Source organism: Microcoleus sp. MON1_C1, assembly GCF_036701945.1.
Classification (GTDB): domain Bacteria; phylum Cyanobacteriota; class Cyanobacteriia; order Cyanobacteriales; family Microcoleaceae; genus Microcoleus.
Map to the genome: position 1 here is coordinate 47,011 of NZ_JAUBRO010000020.1, position 16,770 is coordinate 63,780.

Annotated in this window: 14 protein-coding genes; 7 read left to right on the top strand and 7 right to left on the bottom strand. The window is 47.4% G+C overall.

Annotated features, from left to right (window positions below; genetic code table 11):
- The first annotated feature begins 86 nt into the window (after positions 1-86).
- A complete protein-coding gene (locus tag QUA62_RS13390; RefSeq protein WP_333404584.1) occupies positions 87-926 on the top strand; it encodes a nitrate ABC transporter ATP-binding protein in 840 nt (279 codons plus the stop codon).
- A gap of 46 nt (positions 927-972) precedes the next feature.
- The gene (locus QUA62_RS13395) at positions 973-1,758 is read left to right on the top strand and encodes a universal stress protein (RefSeq protein WP_333404586.1); all 786 of its coding nucleotides are present in this window, start codon (positions 973-975) and stop codon (positions 1,756-1,758) included.
- Positions 1,759-1,970: 212 nt separating this feature from the next.
- Here QUA62_RS13395 and QUA62_RS13400 read toward each other — a convergent pair whose 3' ends face one another.
- Entirely contained in the window at positions 1,971-2,189 is a 219-nt protein-coding gene (locus QUA62_RS13400; protein WP_333123847.1) for a hypothetical protein, read from the bottom strand.
- A gap of 236 nt (positions 2,190-2,425) precedes the next feature.
- Complete coding sequence (locus tag QUA62_RS13405; protein WP_333404588.1) at positions 2,426-4,387, bottom strand: S9 family peptidase; 1,962 nt, start codon at positions 4,385-4,387, stop codon at positions 2,426-2,428.
- A 79-nt stretch (positions 4,388-4,466) separates the two neighbouring features.
- Here QUA62_RS13405 and QUA62_RS13410 point away from each other — a divergent pair, with 79 nt between their 5' ends.
- The 4 genes from QUA62_RS13410 (at position 4,467) to QUA62_RS13425 (ending at position 7,506) form a co-directional block, all read left to right on the top strand.
- On the top strand, positions 4,467-5,390 hold the full coding sequence (locus QUA62_RS13410; protein WP_333404589.1) for a nucleoside hydrolase: 924 nt from the start codon (positions 4,467-4,469) through the stop codon (positions 5,388-5,390).
- Positions 5,391-5,547: 157 nt separating this feature from the next.
- Positions 5,548-6,906 carry a DUF3370 domain-containing protein gene (locus QUA62_RS13415; protein WP_333404591.1) on the top strand — a complete coding sequence of 453 codons (1,359 nt, stop codon included), beginning with the start codon at positions 5,548-5,550 and terminating at the stop codon, positions 6,904-6,906.
- A gap of 188 nt (positions 6,907-7,094) precedes the next feature.
- Entirely contained in the window at positions 7,095-7,412 is a 318-nt protein-coding gene (locus tag QUA62_RS13420; RefSeq protein ID WP_333404674.1) for a VanZ family protein, read from the top strand.
- Complete coding sequence (locus QUA62_RS13425; protein WP_333404678.1) at positions 7,330-7,506, top strand: hypothetical protein; 177 nt, start codon at positions 7,330-7,332, stop codon at positions 7,504-7,506. Before QUA62_RS13420 ends, QUA62_RS13425 begins: the two co-directional genes overlap by 83 nt.
- A 253-nt stretch (positions 7,507-7,759) precedes the next feature.
- Here QUA62_RS13425 and QUA62_RS13430 read toward each other — a convergent pair whose 3' ends face one another.
- The 3 genes from QUA62_RS13430 to QUA62_RS13440 form a co-directional block, all read right to left on the bottom strand.
- Positions 7,760-9,352, bottom strand: a complete 1,593-nt coding sequence (locus QUA62_RS13430; RefSeq protein ID WP_333404593.1) for a DUF4335 domain-containing protein — start codon at positions 9,350-9,352, stop codon at positions 7,760-7,762.
- Positions 9,353-9,573: 221 nt separating this feature from the next.
- Positions 9,574-10,179 (bottom strand): DUF3038 domain-containing protein, encoded by a 606-nt coding sequence (locus QUA62_RS13435; protein WP_333215091.1) that lies wholly within the window; start codon positions 10,177-10,179, stop codon positions 9,574-9,576.
- A 251-nt stretch (positions 10,180-10,430) separates the two neighbouring features.
- A complete protein-coding gene (locus tag QUA62_RS13440; protein WP_333404676.1) occupies positions 10,431-13,124 on the bottom strand; it encodes an endonuclease MutS2 in 2,694 nt (897 codons plus the stop codon).
- 466 nt (positions 13,125-13,590) lie between these two features.
- On the opposite strand from QUA62_RS13440, the gene QUA62_RS13445 reads away from it, so the two are divergent.
- A complete protein-coding gene (locus QUA62_RS13445; RefSeq protein WP_333404595.1) occupies positions 13,591-14,838 on the top strand; it encodes a response regulator in 1,248 nt (415 codons plus the stop codon).
- A gap of 286 nt (positions 14,839-15,124) precedes the next feature.
- Here QUA62_RS13445 and thrB read toward each other — a convergent pair whose 3' ends face one another.
- On the bottom strand, positions 15,125-16,186 hold the full coding sequence (gene thrB / locus QUA62_RS13450) for a homoserine kinase (RefSeq protein WP_333404597.1): 1,062 nt from the start codon (positions 16,184-16,186) through the stop codon (positions 15,125-15,127).
- 89 nt (positions 16,187-16,275) lie between these two features.
- On the bottom strand, positions 16,276-16,770 hold the full coding sequence (locus QUA62_RS13455; RefSeq protein ID WP_333404599.1) for a tetratricopeptide repeat protein: 495 nt from the start codon (positions 16,768-16,770) through the stop codon (positions 16,276-16,278).

Here is a 16,770-nt window from a genome sequence, read left to right on the forward strand (position 1 = left end):
TCGGTTGAAACAGACTAAAATATTTTAGAAATTACGCAACCGGAAGGAAATCAAATTAACACTTTACTACTTTTTAGGAGAATACCGTGACTCAATACTTTTCTACTTCTATCGAAGCCAGCAGCCAAGTCCAGAAGCACCCGGAATTTCTGGAAATTAACAACTTGTTCAAGTCGTATAAAAGTGCTGACGGTAGCGAATTTAGCGTTTTGGAAAATATCAATTTAAGTATTGGAGAAAACGAATATATTTCGGTAATCGGTCACTCGGGTTGCGGCAAATCAACGCTGCTAAAAATAGTGGCAGGTTTGGAAAAACAGAGCGCGGGAATGGTGACACTGGAAGGAAAAGAAATTCGCAAACCAGGAGCCGATCGCATGATGGTATTTCAGCACTACGGATTGCTGCCTTGGCTGACGGTGCGAGAAAATATTCGGCTAGCAGTTGATGAAGTTTTGCGAAGTCTTAGCCGCCCGGAGAAGATTAGTCTTGTCAACGAACATCTAGCAATGGTAAACTTAACATCGGCAGCCGATAAATATCCAGACGAGATTTCAGGGGGCATGAAACAGCGCGTAGGAATTGCGCGAGCTTTGGCGATTCGACCGAAAATGTTATTAATGGACGAACCGTTTGGAGCGCTGGATGCTCTGACTCGCGGCAAGTTGCAGAAACAGGTGCTGGATATTTGGGAAAATCACAGACAAGCTGCAATGATGATTACTCACGATGTTGATGAAGCTATCTATATGTCCGATCGCATTGTGCTGATGACAAACGGCCCGGCTGCGACGATAGGTGAAGTTTTGTCAGTGCCGTTTGCGCGCCCGCGCGATCGCCAGGAGTTGCGGGAATCGAAGGAGTATTACGAAATCCGCAACTATGCTTTGAATTTTCTCGATCGCTACTTTACTCAAGACGAATAACACCCGACGGATCGACATAACAATTCACTTAAGAGAGGTTAAGCCTGTGAATCTCAAAACAATGTTAGCGCGTTTTGAAAGTGCATTGGGATACCAAAATTTAGCAGAAGAAATGGTGTTGCTGCCGGAGCCAACATTACCAGTTTATAAGAAGTCAAAATCCCCAAAACAGGCAAAAACTATCAATTTTATTGTCGGTTACAACAGTTCTCCCCAAAGTCAAGTAGCTCTGGATATTACCCTTTGGATGGCGCATCAAACTCGTTTAGTAACAACTAAAGAAGTCACGGTTCAAGTCGTCTACGTAATCGACGAATCGTCAAAAAGTTACCGCGAAGATACTTGCAAAGTTGCTGTAGCAAATGCCTTGGCTGCACAGCAGAAAGTGTCTGATTTAGAGGAAACATTCGCCCTTAGTTGTGCCGCGCCTGCGATCGCTTTACCAACCGAAATCCCATCGGTATCCCAGCAAAAAACTTGGATAGAGCCGCATTATTTCCAAGCAATTTATGGTCAAAATAATGAGTACGAGGTAGCAGATAAGTTGCTGTGGCAAGCGCGCTGTTTGGCTGAGGAGTGGCGCGGTTTATTCAAAGCTCATTTACGCATCGGGGGGGTTGCTACAGAACTGAGAAAGGTGGTTGAATTAGAATCAGCAAATTTACTGTTCTTGGGCTGTGGTTCTGACAACCATCGGCTGGTTAAGGAACTAGGCAATAATTTTCCCTGCTGCGTACTCGGGATTCCTTCGGCACTCAGCTATCACATGGATGTTCCGCCTGAAGAAAGTTTGAGCAAGTTACAGTTGGCTACAGTTATGTCTGCACATTAAACTTGTTCAGCACTTACGCAAAACTATATGTAAGGTTCGCAGTGCAAATCCTACCGCTATAAAGTAGTGCGCTAAACCTTTTTTTGCGTAAGTTCTATGTCGATAAAAAATTAACAATAGTTTTCTCGCTCTAAGTCCCAACTACCAGAGAATTGGGACTTTTTTTAATTATTGAGATGTTTAAAATTACTCTTAAGTAAAATTATCCTCACTTACCTGATCATAGACAATTCGTTAACTAATTTGATCTTTCCTCGACACACAGAGCGCAGGAGTCGATCGATCGAGCGTTTGTCTTCCTCCGTCAAATTTTCGTCAAAAATAGCAGCCATCAAACCGTACCTATCGGCTAGGGTAATGTAGCCATTATGATTCACTTCGGCAAACAGCTCGGCCAAAGCAGATGGAATCAGGTGAATAGGAGTTAGCATAGGGATTAAGTCTGAATTTGACGATTGCGCGATCGGGCGTTTTTGCGGTAGCAAAAGGCGATCGCACTATAAAAATTTAGAGCTGTATTGCCTTTAAAAGTGTGACAATAAACAGCCAAATTTGTGATAGTAAACAGCCCAATTTGTGAAGTAAATCACATTTAAAATTTGCGAATTATGATATAGCTTGCAGGTGCGTTTTAGGGAAGACCGAGCAACTGCAAACTTAATGTTTTCTAAAGATTGAAAATCACCACCTCCTCCACAGGTTCAGCTAACTCAAACTTAAACACCCGGGAATAGAAATAGAATTCGCCGTCAAGAGTTCTTTTGATATTTTCAGCGCGGCGAAAACCGTGGTGTTCCCCTTCATAAGCAACATAAGCAACCGGCAAACCTTTAGCTTTCAATATCTCTACCATCATTTCCGCTTGATTGGGCGGAACCACTTTATCTTCTAATCCTTGAAAAAAGATAACGGGACAAGATAAACGTTCGGCGGAATGAATAGGCGAACGAGTTACATACAAATCTTTTCTTTCAGGATAAGGCCCGATCAATCCATCCAGATAGCGCGCTTCAAATTTGTGAGTATCCGTGGCCAAAGCTTCCAAATCGCTAACTCCATAATAGCTCGCACCCGCCTTAAACACATCGCGGAAAGTAAGAGCGCACAGAGTAGTGTACCCCCCTGCGCTGCCTCCGGCGATCGCCATTCTTTCGCCATCAACTAAACCTTTTTGAGCTAAATATTTAGCACCGTTAGCGCAGTCGTCAACATCGACAATTCCCCAACTATCTTGCAGTCTTTTTCTGTATTCTCGGCCGTAACCAGTGCTGCCGCCGTAATTAACATCGAGCACGGCAAAACCGCGACTCGTCCAATATTGAATTTTCAAATTCATGCTGCTAGAAGTAGCAGCAGTGGGGCCGCCGTGACTTTTCACGACAAGCGGCGGTTTTTCACCCGCAGGTGCTGCGAAATCTTGATTTTTCGGGGGATAGAAGAAACCGAAAGCCGTCAAATTGTTTTCCGTGGGGAATTCAATCGGTTCCGGTACAGAAAGATAACCCGGATTGATGCTTAAATTGCTCGATTGGCGCAATATTTCTAGTTGGCTTGTTGCTAAATTGAGTTGTACAATAGCAGTAGATTCAGTCGGCGAACTTGCCAGAAAAACAACAGTTTCTCCCCGCGCTTTGACCGACGAAATATCAGTGTAAGGCGTCTCAATAGTTGTCAAATGCTTTGTCGTTAAATCGAGACTCGCTAAATGCCACTGGCCTTGCTGAGTGTAGGTGCAAATAATTTGGCTTTCCGAGACAACGGCATAAGTAGACATTCCAAAAACCCACTGAGGAAGTCCGAATTCAGCCGCCATTTCGCACAAGCTGGTTTCTATCTCTGCTTCCCCCCTTACCAAGGAGGGATTGAGGGGGGTTCTAGATTGCCAGCGGTAGAAATTCCACCAGTTAGACTTGTCAGAAACAAAATACAAAACTCCATCGGGCGACCATTCGGGTTGAAAAATCGACTCCTCAACCCCGCCAGCTACTAAGTATTTTTCACCTAAAGAACCCTCAGCATTAATTTCTGCTACCCACAATTCTGTGCCATCCCACGGCATATTTGGATGGTTCCAACAAATCCAGGAAAGTAGAGAACCGTCTGGACTTAAACGAGGGGAAGCATAAAAATCATTGCCCTGAGTTAAGATTTGAATATCTTCGCCGTTATCTAAATTAATGCTAACAATAGTATTGACAGGTTCGCCCTCACCTGCATGGTCTTCGCGCACGCAAATCAGGCGATTTCTTTGCTTGTCAACTATCGCATCTGCATAGCGAGAATTAGCAGTAGGTGTCAGAGGTTCGGGTTGAGAATTTAATGTTTGAGTATAAATACGTTGGTCGGCAAAATGAGAAAAATAGACAACACCGCCCGCAACTGCAAAGGAAGCGCCGCCGTATTCGTTAACGCGAGTGCGAACATTAAAAGGAGGCGGTGTCACGTCGCTAATTGTACCGTCAGGAGTGCGCCGCACGAGGACGCTTCTTCCCGCTTCCGAAGGCCTTCCCTCAACCCAGTAAATATCATCGCCGTCAATAGCAATTTGTCCGAGTCCGACCGTTCCAGAAACAATTAAATCGGAAGAAATAGGCGATTTCCAAGAGCCGTAAGGTGATACTTTATTCATATAGTTGAGGCAGTTGTGTTTCTCGCACAAAAAAATTAATATTTGTACTTTACACTACTTCAGTCACCGGGGAAGCCAAATGTCCAAAAAACTCGTACTCATGGATCACGATGGTGCAGTTGACGACTATCTCTCCGTCGTGTTGCTGATGACAATGGAGGAAGTCGAAACTCTGGGAGTAATTGTAACTCCTGCGGACTGCTATATTCAACCGGCGGTGAGTGCAACACGCAAAATCCTCGATTTGATGGGGCATTCAGAGGTTCCGGTGGCGGCGAGTACGGTGCGGGGACTGAATCCATTTCCGGTGTTATTTCGGCGAGATTCCTTTGCAGTCGATCGACTTCCCATTCTAAATGAAAAAGGAACCATTCACACGCCCTTAATATCAGAACCCGGACAAAACTTTATGGTGCGAGTTTTGCGGGATGCAGCCGCACCAGTCACATTAATGGTAACGGGGCCGTTAACAACAGTAGCGCAAGCTTTAGATACCGCGCCAGAAATTGAAAGCAAAATTCAAGAAATTGTCTGGATGGGAGGCGCACTCAATGTTATTGGCAATGTTAGCAAAGATATGGAACCCGGACAAGATATGTCGGCGGAATGGAATGCTTACTGGGACCCGATAGCAATCGAGAGAATTTGGCAAACCCAAATTCCTGTTGTCATGTGTCCTTTAGATATCACTAATAATGTACCCCTGACTGTAGAATTTTCCAATCTCTTAGCAAAACAGCGCAAATATCCAATTTCCGACTTAGCCGGACAGTGTTATGCCCTAGCAATATCTCAAGATTACTATTTTTGGGACATTTTGGCAACCGCTTATTTAGCGCATCCAGAATTTTACCAACTGCGAGAATGGGAAACAGAAATTATTACCGAAGGCATCAGCCAAGGACGCACAAAAGTTAAAATGGGAGGGCGAAAAATTCAAGCAATGGATAAAGTAGACACAGCCCAATTTTACAATTACATATTACAACAGTGGGCGAGGTAAAAATCCCAATATCTGCTAGGACTGGTAGGTAAAATCTCCGTACAAAACCCGCCCTGACACGAATATTTACCTCCTCTTCTCTTCCCTCTCTTCCTCTGCGCCCTCTGCGCCCTCTGCGGTAAAAAAAACTCCTCTCAAAAAAGCAAAACATCAAAAAATGCTGCCAATTCTATCAATTATCCCCTTAGCCCAAACCCCTCCCGCACCTCCAGAAATAGTCCAAATCCAAGAAGTACGACCTCTCCCCGGACAGTTAGACAACATACCAGTATTTAACAGCAACAGTCCCGAAGTAGTGCTGCAAGAAGGAATTTTGCTTTCGACATTTCCCCCAGATGGTAAAAGATTTCCGGCGGCACATTTAAACTTTCCGTTTCACGGACGTTTCGACATATTTGCCCACCACATCGCCCGCGCACCTTCGCCGGAAGATTTGCGAACCTTGTATCAAGGAGTAATTGTTTACAATCCTGGCAATAAACCAGTAAAATTAGATATATTGCAAGCTGCGAGTTATCTCAGTCAACCGGATGCACCTTTTATTGAATTGCCGCCACAAGTCGATAATTCAAACAGTAATATTTACGCGGGGCCGGGAAGTCGCGCTGTGAATGATATTCTCAGAGGAAGGAGACAGTCAGAGTTTGGGGCTGAGTTAATTATTCCACCGGGAAAAAGCGAACTGTTGATGAATCATGCGATACCGGTGCGGGGATTGGTACCGCCGCTAAACGGTCGATCGACCTTGATGCGGTTACGCAGCGATGGTATAGTGTATGTTGCCAGTCTGGCGATGTTTGCCCGAGTTGACGGAGAGGAAAACGGACAGGGAAACGAGCGATCGCCCAACTTAGCAGAATGGCAAAACTTATTAGACAATGGTAATATAGCCGGGCCGCGCGATCGAACTCCCACACCGCCCGAAATCACCGAAGGTCAAATAATTTACGGCCGAGTTGCCGGTGTAGCATTAGGTTCAGAATGGCGAGCACTTCTCTCAGACAACCCCGCCACATCAAACCTAGCAATTCCCCAACCCGGAACAGCATTTTCCTACCCATTAAGCAGCCTCCCGCGCGGAATGCTGGGCACAAATCAAGTGCAAAGTGCGAGAATGTTAGTCCGTTACCCAGATACAGCATACCGCGCCCACGGCAATTACGGAATTCAATACAGTGTCAGCTTGCCACTGTACAATTCTACCAGCAAAAATCAAACTGTAACTGTCGCCATTCAAACTCCAATTAAGACAGACAAATTAACTTCAGGAGGACTTAGTTTTTTAGAACCTCCAGCACCTCAAACTTTTTTTAGGGGGACGGTCAGAGTGCGCTATACTGATGAGCGTAAAGTGCCTCAAACTCGCTACGTGCATTTAGTGCAGCGGCGGGGACAGCAGGGGGAACCTTTGGTAAAATTAGAGATGCAAGCGGGAGAAAAGCGAGTTGTAGAAGTGGATTTTATTTATCCGCCCGATGCGTCGCCTCCGCAAGTTTTGACAGTGAAAACCAATTAAATTTTAGCGGCTGCTACGGGTAGGCAGACGCCTACAAAGACAATGCGTAATTAACCAGATGTGTTTTTATTTTTGCGCTGCGCGGAATTGATTTGTCCCTAGTTGCTATCGGCCAAAAAAAGATGAACTTATCAAAAAAATTCTGGATTATTGCTTGTTTTGTGTACGTTTTAATTCTTCTCAGTATCATGCTTTTAGCAGATACGGGGAACTTAGTCAACTTTCCTCTCGCTCATCCGCCTTATGACAAACTCGGCCACTTTATTTTGTACGGAATAGCATCTTTTCTGTGCCATAGAGCAACTGGAAAAAAAAATATCAATTTGTTTAATTATTCAATTCCTTTCGGACCCGCAATTTTTACTCTGTTCACTGCTGCGGAAGAAATGCTGCAAGCGATTTTACCCAATCGCAGTGCTAGTATTGAAGATTTTTTATTTAGTTTTTGCGGGATTGCAGTTTTTTATTGGATTGGAGAAGTTTGGGATAGAAAAAAATGGCATTGATGATATAGAAGGAAGTTCGGCAACGGATTTTGTAACGGATGTAACGGATGTAACGGATGTCAGGAAGAAGGAAGTTCGGCAACGGATTCTGTAACGGATGTAACGGATGTCAGGAAGAAGGAAGAAGGAAGTTTGTAGGGTGCACAATGCGAACCGGTTGACGAGTGTCAGCAACTTTTTTTACTGGTGACTCTGCCCGCACGGGTAAAGAGATATGGGTAGCACAAACTGGAGCAACTGTCAATATGCTCGCTGCTGCTGCCGCAGTTAAAATTTAATTTTTTTGAACTTGTTTAAGATTAGCAATTAACCGGGATTTCCCATCTCGACAATGTGTTTGAGAACGTTTAATCACTCTCTTCCAAAAAGGTTTGTACTCGACCGTTCGGTCGCAAAACAACTCGAATTTTCGGGTTTTTGCCATTAGAAACGGCAGAAACAAACGGCTCGCCGACTAATGGCATATTAATTTGCTCGATATAATCTGCTGCTGCTTTTCCCATCGGCACAATAGTTTGAACCGATCCATTTTCATCGATCAGCACGCTGTATTCCAAAGTTTGTTCCATTCCTTCTGGAGGCTTCCAGCGTTCCTCAAAGTAAGTTCTAGCTTCTGAAACTTGAGGAATTGTATCAAATAAAGTGGGGTTTTTTTGACTCGCCGCGGCCTGGTTGTTGTCCTCGGGTTCGGCTGGGGGTTGAGCATCCTCAAGAGGTGGGAGTTCGGTACTGGCGGGGGGGACAATCGGCTCGATGGGGCGGGGGGAGGGTTGCGGCGGGGGAACGGGAAATCGGGAAGCAGACAGGGAGGGCGGCAGGGGGGGCGGTACGGCGGGAGCTAGTCTCGGCGGTAGGGGGGGCAGCACGTAGGGTACTGGTGCGGGTGCTTGGCGGGCGGAAATAGGCGATTCTTCGGGGGCGGGAATTGTGATTGTTTGCCCTTGAGGGAAAGCTGGGGCGCTCTGTGGGGCGCTGGCTGCGCTGCCGTTGGGGGGAAATAGCAGGGGTGGCTGCTGGATGGGGCTGGGTCTGTTGCTGGGGGGATTTGGGGCGAGGGCGATGGGAGGTAAGCTGGGGCTGGGCGAGGCGGCGGTGTTAATGGGTGGGGGCGGCAGGGGCGGTAAACCGGGTGTGGCTGCGGGTGTTGGTGCTGGGGGTGTCGGTAGGGCGGCAACAGGACTGGGGGAGACGCCGGCAGCTAGCTGGGGGTTTCCGGGAGCGGGGGCGAGTTGTGGATTGGCGGGGGCGGGAGCGGGGGCTGTGGCGGTTTGCGGGGAGGTGGCGGCCCGATCGAGCATTTTGATAATTCCTGTCGTCAGACCCGCGCTGGCGACCATCATTGCTGCCACCTTAAGCCAGGGTGAGGACAGGGTTTGTCGGCGCTCGCGGTTGAGGTTGGGAAGCGCCATCACTTCCGCGGCGCAGTCATCTAGTGCTGTGGCTAAGTCAAACAGTTGCAGGGTGCTCAATTTTACTACCGGCCCGGATTCTGCGGCGCTCAAAGAGCCTAAAAACAAGTTGTGGGCGAGCAAACCGCGGGGTTCTAAGCGGGGGGGAACCGGAAGGTAGGAGGTGTTCGGGGCGGAAGTTGCTAGTTCGGAAGTGTTGACCGCTCGATCGAATATGACGGCGTTAGGCGCGGCTTGTGGCGAGTCTGGCCCAGCGGTACGAGCGGTTTGAGAGTTGAGGTTGCTTTCCCAATCGCGGGATTCGCCCAGCAAGTTTTGGACGTAGGTGCTGACAGCTTCGTGGAGGGTTTCGAGTTGAATTCGATCGCCCCTGAGGGTAACGTGTTCGGTATCTGGCAGCCTGGGGTCGTCGAGTCGCAGCTCGAAACTTAAAGATTTAAACACCGGTTGGCCCGCCCAGCGAGATAAAGGCGAACTTTTGGCTGTAATTTCCAGCGTGCAAGTGGGGGGCGTGTACCGTTTGAGAACCATAGCGAAGAAGGAAGAAGGAAGAAGGAAGAAGGAAGAAGGAAGAGGGAAGAGGAAATAACTATGTTTTATCTAATATTTTCCAGCATTCTTAACAAGCTTTTTTAGCAACAGGCAAGATGCCTGTTCCACAATAAATAAATTTTCTGGTGGAACAGGCATCTTGCCTGTTCCTGATGTTTGTCATTCTCGTTATTCTCGTCCGATCGCAATTTCATAAATTTCTAATTTTTAGCCCGGTCTAGAAGAGCCAGCCAGAGGCGGCGGTGCCCGCCGGGACTGCTGTAAAACAGCAAATCGATCAGGAGTTTGAGGGCCAAATCAGTCAGTTCTCGTGCCGATAAATTTTCTGCATCTTCCATGCGCGAGCCATAAGTGTTGCTGAACCTGTCAATATAATCTCCCAGCAAAGCGATGGTGTGAGGTTCCCGGTTTTGCTCTGCCATTTGTTCGAGCAAAGCAACAGCCCGGCGGATTAAAGCTTGGTGCTGTTTTGCCAAATGACAGCTTATCAAAACGAGCGATCGAGCTTCCTCCACATCGAGTTTTTTGCGCCCTCCGTGACCTTTCCGCAGCGGGTTAGATTGGCGCAGCCGCCACAAAGCTACCCGATCGGCTACCATTGGCTCTAAATTCAGCTCGGCTGCTACCTTGAGCATCGCCTCTGAGCCAATTTCTGCCAATGCTTCTAGGGCTAACAGCACTAAATCCAGTTGGGCTTTAATGTTGTCCAACTGGGTAGGTTCTGGTGCTTTTTGGGTCAATTCTTCCCAGTTGGGAGATGGGCCCGTTTCGTTTGTGGGAGCGGAGGGCTTTACGGTCGAGCGCATGGCTTCAGCACGGGAAATTAAGACAGGTTGAGGCAGGATATCAAACAGTATGCAGTGATGAAAGCTTTGCGGCCTGTGGGCAACAGCATATCTGTTAATTTGTCTCCATAGCTCGTTGCTTTGATTCCGGCAATCCTAATTGCTGGACGGAGTTGCGGGTTAAAAGTTGCGGCTTCAGGTTCGATCGATCGCAATCCGCAAAACCCATAAATTTTTACTTCTCACCATGCTACGCCACCGGCTGCCACAAATCAATGTAAATAAACCACCGTCACACCTGCACCTCCTTCTTTTTGACTGGCGAGCTCAAAGCGGGAAACCTGCGGATGAGTCGCGAGGAACTCGTGAACGCCGCGCCGCAACTGTCCCGTACCTTTGCCGTGAATTATCCACAGCACTCCGTATTCCACGGCCTTGGAAAGAGCTCTGTCTATTTCGATTTCTGCGTCTGAGACTCTCGCACCCCGTAGGTCGATCGTATTATTAGCAGTGCGGATGGCGATTTCGGGATTGGGTTTTGCAGGTTCCGTCGCTGCTTGCTTAGCTTTAGCGGTAGCGAGTGCTTGTGCTTGGGCGGCCGCCTTGGCTAATTGAGCTTTAGTTTCCGGTTTTTGACCGTCGAGGGATTCAATTTCTCCTAGTTTGACAGTCATTTTCATAATCCCAAACCGGACGCTCAACTCTTCGTTAGCATCGGGGCCGCTGAGGACTTCGGCGGTTTGGCCCAAGCTGGGAATGCGGATGCGATCGCCCACTTTCGGCATAAAACTCGGTTTGGGTTTAGCCGGTTGTTGGCGAGAGGGCAGGTGTTTTTCAGAAATTTGATTTAAGGTTTCTGTCGCTTGTTGGGCATTTTGAGCCGTCTGGTTGCCCGACTGCAAGCGACGAATGATTTGAGCAATTTCTGATTTCGCCGACCCTATCGCCTCATTTACTGCCACTTCCTGAGCTATTTTTAGTTCTCGCTCCCGCTCTTGCAAAGCGGCTGCTTTTTGAGAAACTTCTCTGTGCAGTTTTTCGGTTTGGTGTAGCAGTTGAGTTGCTTCTCTGGCCTTGGTTTCCTGTTTCCGGCGCTGTGCTTCGAGTCCAGCAATCACTTGATTGACATCTTGAGACGCTCCCCCGACATAGGTTTGAGCTTCATCGACTATGGATGGTAGCAAACCGAGTCTTTTGGCAATGGTGAGGGCGTTGGAACGTCCGGGAATTCCCCACAGCAAGCGATAGGTTGGCTGCATGGAATTGTCGTCAAATTCTACTGAGGCATTTTCAAAGCGGGAGTCTTGATATTTGAGGGCTTTGAGTTCGCCAAAGTGAGTAGTTGCAACTGTTAATAGGGAATGTTGGGCGAGGTATTGCAACAGGGCGATCGCCAATGCACTGCCTTCTGAGGGGTCTGTCCCTGCTCCTACTTCGTCTAACAAAACTAAAGATTTGGGAATTGGTAATTGGGAATTGGTAATTGGTAATTGGGGTTGGGGAATTTGTAATTTAGGTTTGAGAATTGGGAGAGCAGAAACAGTGTTCTGTGTGTCTGTGATTTCCTGGTCTTGCTGTTGGGAATTAGTAATTGGAAGGTTTGAATTTTCTTCCCCTTCAGGCTGCGATTTATTGCCTAAAACTTCTAAAATGCGGCTGATGCGGCGGATATGGCCGGAGAAAGTAGACAAACTTTGCTGCAAAGATTGTTCGTCACCAATATCGGCCAAAATATTGTCGAACCAAGGCAATTCTACGGGTTCGCGGGCGGCAACAAACATTCCTGCTTTCGCCATTAAAGCTGCCAATCCCAAGGTTTTGAGGGTGACAGTTTTGCCGCCAGTGTTGGGGCCGGTGATGGCGACGACGCGGATGTGCGGCCCGATCGTTAAATCGACCGGCACGACTGGAAAGCCTTGCTCGTGCTGTTGCTGCCAAACTAATAAAGGATGGCGCAACTGGCGCAGGGTAATTTGCGATCGCAGGTTGCGAATTAATAATTGACTTTTTTCTGAGTTTTCCTCATCTTCTTTTTCCTCATCTTCTTTTTCGGGATTTTTTGGTGCTAATTCTGGCTCTCCCAATTCGATAAATTTCGGCGCATTTGCTTGCAACCAAAAACTATAACGCGCTTTAGCGGCCGCTAAATCTAAAGTTGTAACTACCACCACCAATCTGTCTAAATCCGGTTTTACTGCTGCGACTTGCTCCGTGAGGGCGCGGCGGACTGCTTCTTCTTCGGCTTGTTCTTGCCTGAGAAACTGCCGCATTTGGTTGTTAAGATTGACTGTGCTGTGGGGTTCTACGTACAGTGTGGCGCCGCTAGCCGAGGAGTCGTGAACGATGCCCGGTATGGCATCTTTTTGGGGAGCTTTGACGGGAATGACAAAGCGTCCGCTTCTTTGGGTAATTAGCTGTTCTTGTACGGCGTTGGATTGGCGCTGCAAAATCCCCTGCAATATTTGATAAATGCGATCGCGCAACTGTCGCATTTGAACTCTAATTCCTGCTAATTTAGGAGTGGCTCTGTCTGCTACTTGAGCGCGATCGTCTATACAGCGATGGATTTCTTGCTCTAGTTCGGGATAAGTCCGCAATTGGGATGCCAATTCTTTGAGCGTCGGCACATCTGCCTGAGAGTCAATTATCCGGCGCAATTGCCTTGCTCCGGCGAGGGTGGTAGCAATTGCCAGCAATTCTTCGCCGCTGAGCAAACCTTGCAGTTCGGCTCGCTGCAGCGAAGTGCCGATGTCTTGGATTCCTTCAAAACTCAAAGCACCGCCAGCGCGGCTCTCTAACTGATAAGCTTCCTGAGTTTGGGCTAGGAGTTCTGCTGTTTGAGCTTGATTTGCCGGGATTTCGAGGTCGAGGGCGGCGGCGACGCCGAGTTTGGTGGCCGCGAAGGTAGCCAAGTGCTGACACAGGCGCGGCCATTCTAATAGTTCTAGTGTTTCGGCTTGAATCAAAGTTGAGGTGGTGTTGGTAATTGGCATTCTCAGGCGCTGACCGAGAAGGTGAATTTGACGATACTATTAATTGATTTTAAAGTTTTTTATTGTTTCCTGGCGCAACTTGACAAAGTATCTGCGATCGCCCTCAGCAGTCTTTCGGCAGAAAGCTCTGATGTACCATTAATTACGAAGGAGAAAATTTGCATTTTTGCATTGCCCGTCTAAAATTATACCTTCTAGTGATGCCATTCCCCAAAAAATATGCAACTGTAGGCAAGCTCCCAACTATTATTATACAGTAAGTCATTCCCAATTTTTTACTCTAAAATATAAAATATAAAATGGTATGAGCTATTTTTGGTTTTGAGGGCTCGGGCATCGGTTGTTTTTTGGTGGCATTGAACTATTTGGGAATTTTAAATATGTCAGCGCAATTCGGGCGGTTGTATCCTAAAAAGTAATTTGTGGAGATTATAGAAGTATGGCAAAGATTCTGGCGATCGTCGCGGATAGTGTGACTTTTCAAGTGGTGCAAGAGTTACTCGGCCAAGAGGGAAATCAGGTAAGAGTCGTTTCCGACGACAAAGAGGGTTTAGACTTGGCGAGGGAAGTGTTCCCCGATGCGATAATTTGCGACGGGACTTCGCCTCAAATCAACTTTTTGGAGGTGTGCCGGCTGCTGAAGGCCGATCGAGAATTGGCGGCAGCCTATTTTATTCTGCTGACAACACCCGAGCAATTTGATGAAATTCAAGAATTGGATGCGCCCTTTGACGACTTTCTGTTTAAACCGATAGTTAAGCAGGAATTGTTGGCGCGGGTGCGCGCTTCTAAGCGATCGCGCGAGTTGAGGGCGCAGTTGGCTCTCACCCAGCAAGAATTGCAACTGTCCCGCGATCGAATGCTGCAAACTGAAAAAATGTCTAGTTTGGGCGAATTGGTATCAGGTATCGCCCACGAAATTAACAACCCCATTACTTTTATTTACAGCAATTTAACTCACGTCCAAAGCTACGCTACCGATTTAATTGAACTGCTGCGATTGTATCAAAAAGAGGTAGTAGAACCCGGAGCTGAAATTCAGCAAAAACAACAAGATATGGATGTGGAATTCGTACTCGACGATTTATTAAAAATTGTGAGTTCCATGCGTACCGGGAGCGATCGCATCCGCCAAATAATCTTGTCGCTACAGGATTTTTCCCGCAGCGATCGATCGGGCTGGCAGTTATTCGATGTTTCTGACGGTTTAGAAAATACTCTGTTGTTGTTACAGCACCGCTTGCCGGCTCGCGAGGGAAGGCGAGACATCAAGGTGATGAAAGAATTCGGCAATTTGCCACAAATTGAGTGTTATGCAGGTCTGCTCAATCAAGCTTTTCTGAATATCATCAATCACGCGATCGATGTTTTGGAAGAGTCTGCTCAAGAGTTGGCAGAGTTGGAATCAATCAAATTTAAGCCTGTGATTTTGATTACCACTCAGGTGGTCGATGCTGAGCGAATTTCTATTGAGATTGCTGATAACGACATGGCAATTAGCAAAGATATCACAGCGCAACTTTCTGAGCCCTTTTTGGTGGCCCCCCCTGCGGAACCACCCATCTACTCGGGACTTGCTCTCAGCTATCAGATAATTGTAGAGCAGCACAAAGGAGAGTTAAAGTGTTTTTCGGAACCCGGTAAAGGTACTAAAATTTACATAGAAATTCCCATGCGTCACAGCTAATTAATAGTATTTACATTCATTGTAGGGACTGGTTTTTGAGATTGTTGGTTTTAGCCTGAGATTATGGTGAGTCCGCCCCTACAATGACTGCATTTTTTTTAAAGGTAAAATTCTGTAGAGGGCTTGGCAGAAGTTATCGAAAAGAGACTTGAGTTGATATTCAAGAGATTTGAAGGAGAGAGGAAGAGAATAGAAATATGAATAATTCCATGGAGAGGGGCAACCACGGGAGATTGCCCCTACAAAACACGGTTATGTAGACGTTGCGTGTCTAAGAGTGGAATAACTAAAGGGAGACTTGCGCGCCTTGAGTATCGAGCCCGATCGCCCTTACCTCAGCCTTTACCCCAAATTCCATCCAAGCAGCCGCCATCGCTTTCTCAACCGCATCAGCGGATGTCACATCCGTTAAAGCCAAAAGCGTCGGCCCGGCACCGCTAATTACCATTCCACAAGCCCCTGCATTCACGGCGGCTTGTTGCACCGCTTCATATCCCTTAATCAGAGATTGCCGGTAAGGTTGGTGAATTTTGTCTTGGAGGGCGCAGCGCAGCCAGTTTTGATTGCCCGTTTCCAAAGCCCGCACTAGCAAACCGAGGTGTGCAGCATTAAAAATCGCGTCCGCCTTACTGTAATCTGCAGGCAAAACTCGGCGGGCTTCGGCTGTAGACAGTTCAAAATCGGGAATGGCTACCACGGGCACGATATTCGGATGCCAGGGAATATCGCAAATCTCCCAAGAACCCCCCCCCTGCCCCCCCTTGCTAAGGGGGGGTGATGGTAGAATTTCCGCATCTAAGGGTGATTGTTCTGTTAGCCCCACTTCGGTAAGGGGGAATCCTTCTCTTAGCCCCCCCTTACTAAGGGGGGGTTGGGGGGGTGCATTGCTAGCAGCGAGGCGACATCCTCCCAATAAAGCGGGGACAACGTTGTCGGGATGACCTTCAAGTTCGATCGCCAATTGCATCACTTCCACTTGACTCAAAGGCGCACCGGCTAACTCATTTGCACCGACTAACCCACCGACAATAGCTGTGGCGGAACTCCCCAAACCTCTAGCCAGCGGAACTTGCATATCTATATGTATGGCTACAGGAGGCGGCGATTGGTTGAGGCGATCGTATAACTTGACAAAGGCTAGATAAGCGAGATTGCTATCGTCTGTCTTGACTTTGGCGGCTTCTTGGCCTGTAACAGTAATTTTTAGTTTCTCTGTTGCTGAAGATTCGAGTCGGGAGAATTGGAAGCGGTTGTAGAGGCTTAAAGCGGCGCCGATGCAGTCAAAGCCGGGGCCCAGGTTGGCGGTTGTGGCGGGTACGGTGACGGTGACGGTGGAAGTTTCGGGCATTTTTTGAATAGTTAATTTGGAGTGTTTAACCGCAGATGAATGCGGATGAACGCCGATCGCAGGTATTATACTATGTTTTCAAAAGCCATTTATTCTTGCAGCATTTGAAGATGCTTGATGGCATCTTGATAATCGTCGGTATTGCCATCTTTTTGATAGAGTTCGGCTGCTTTTTGATAATCGGCGATCGCCCCCGGTTTGTCTTCTAAGAACTCGCGGACTCGGGCGCGGTTATAGTAGGCGTCGCCGTAGTTGGGGTTGATTTCAATTGCGCGATCGAAATCTGCTTTAGCTGCTGGATAGTCTTTGAGATTGCGGCCGTGGATGATGCCGCGTTTGTTGTAGGCTTTGGCGTAGTTGGGGTTGAGGCGAATAGCTTCGGTGTAATCGGCAATCGCCCCTTGAATATCTCCCGCCTCTGATTTAGCTAAAGCACTATTGAATAAGTCTTCAGCAGGATTTTGAACAATCGTTTTTTGAACTATTAATATTGCTGAGGATTTAGCAGAGACAGCAGGGGATATATTACCAAAGATAGTAAAGATTACTAGAGTAGCAATTAAATTGTAAAAGGATGATTTCAT

Excerpts from the sequence above, each read along its gene's own strand:
- QUA62_RS13430 (WP_333404593.1), bottom strand. The coding sequence starts at position 9,352 with ATGGTTCTCAAACGGTACACGCCCCCCACTTGCACGCTGGAAATTACA.
- QUA62_RS13410 (WP_333404589.1), top strand. The coding sequence starts at position 4,467 with ATGTCCAAAAAACTCGTACTCATGGATCACGATGGTGCAGTTGACGAC.
- QUA62_RS13455 (WP_333404599.1), bottom strand. The coding sequence starts at position 16,770 with ATGAAATCATCCTTTTACAATTTAATTGCTACTCTAGTAATCTTTACT.
- QUA62_RS13445 (WP_333404595.1), top strand. The coding sequence starts at position 13,591 with ATGGCAAAGATTCTGGCGATCGTCGCGGATAGTGTGACTTTTCAAGTG.
- QUA62_RS13400 (WP_333123847.1), bottom strand. The coding sequence starts at position 2,189 with ATGCTAACTCCTATTCACCTGATTCCATCTGCTTTGGCCGAGCTGTTT.
- thrB (WP_333404597.1), bottom strand. The coding sequence starts at position 16,186 with ATGCCCGAAACTTCCACCGTCACCGTCACCGTACCCGCCACAACCGCC.
- QUA62_RS13435 (WP_333215091.1), bottom strand. The coding sequence starts at position 10,179 with ATGCGCTCGACCGTAAAGCCCTCCGCTCCCACAAACGAAACGGGCCCA.
- QUA62_RS13405 (WP_333404588.1), bottom strand. The coding sequence starts at position 4,387 with ATGAATAAAGTATCACCTTACGGCTCTTGGAAATCGCCTATTTCTTCC.
- QUA62_RS13420 (WP_333404674.1), top strand. The coding sequence starts at position 7,095 with ATGCTTTTAGCAGATACGGGGAACTTAGTCAACTTTCCTCTCGCTCAT.
- QUA62_RS13415 (WP_333404591.1), top strand. The coding sequence starts at position 5,548 with ATGCTGCCAATTCTATCAATTATCCCCTTAGCCCAAACCCCTCCCGCA.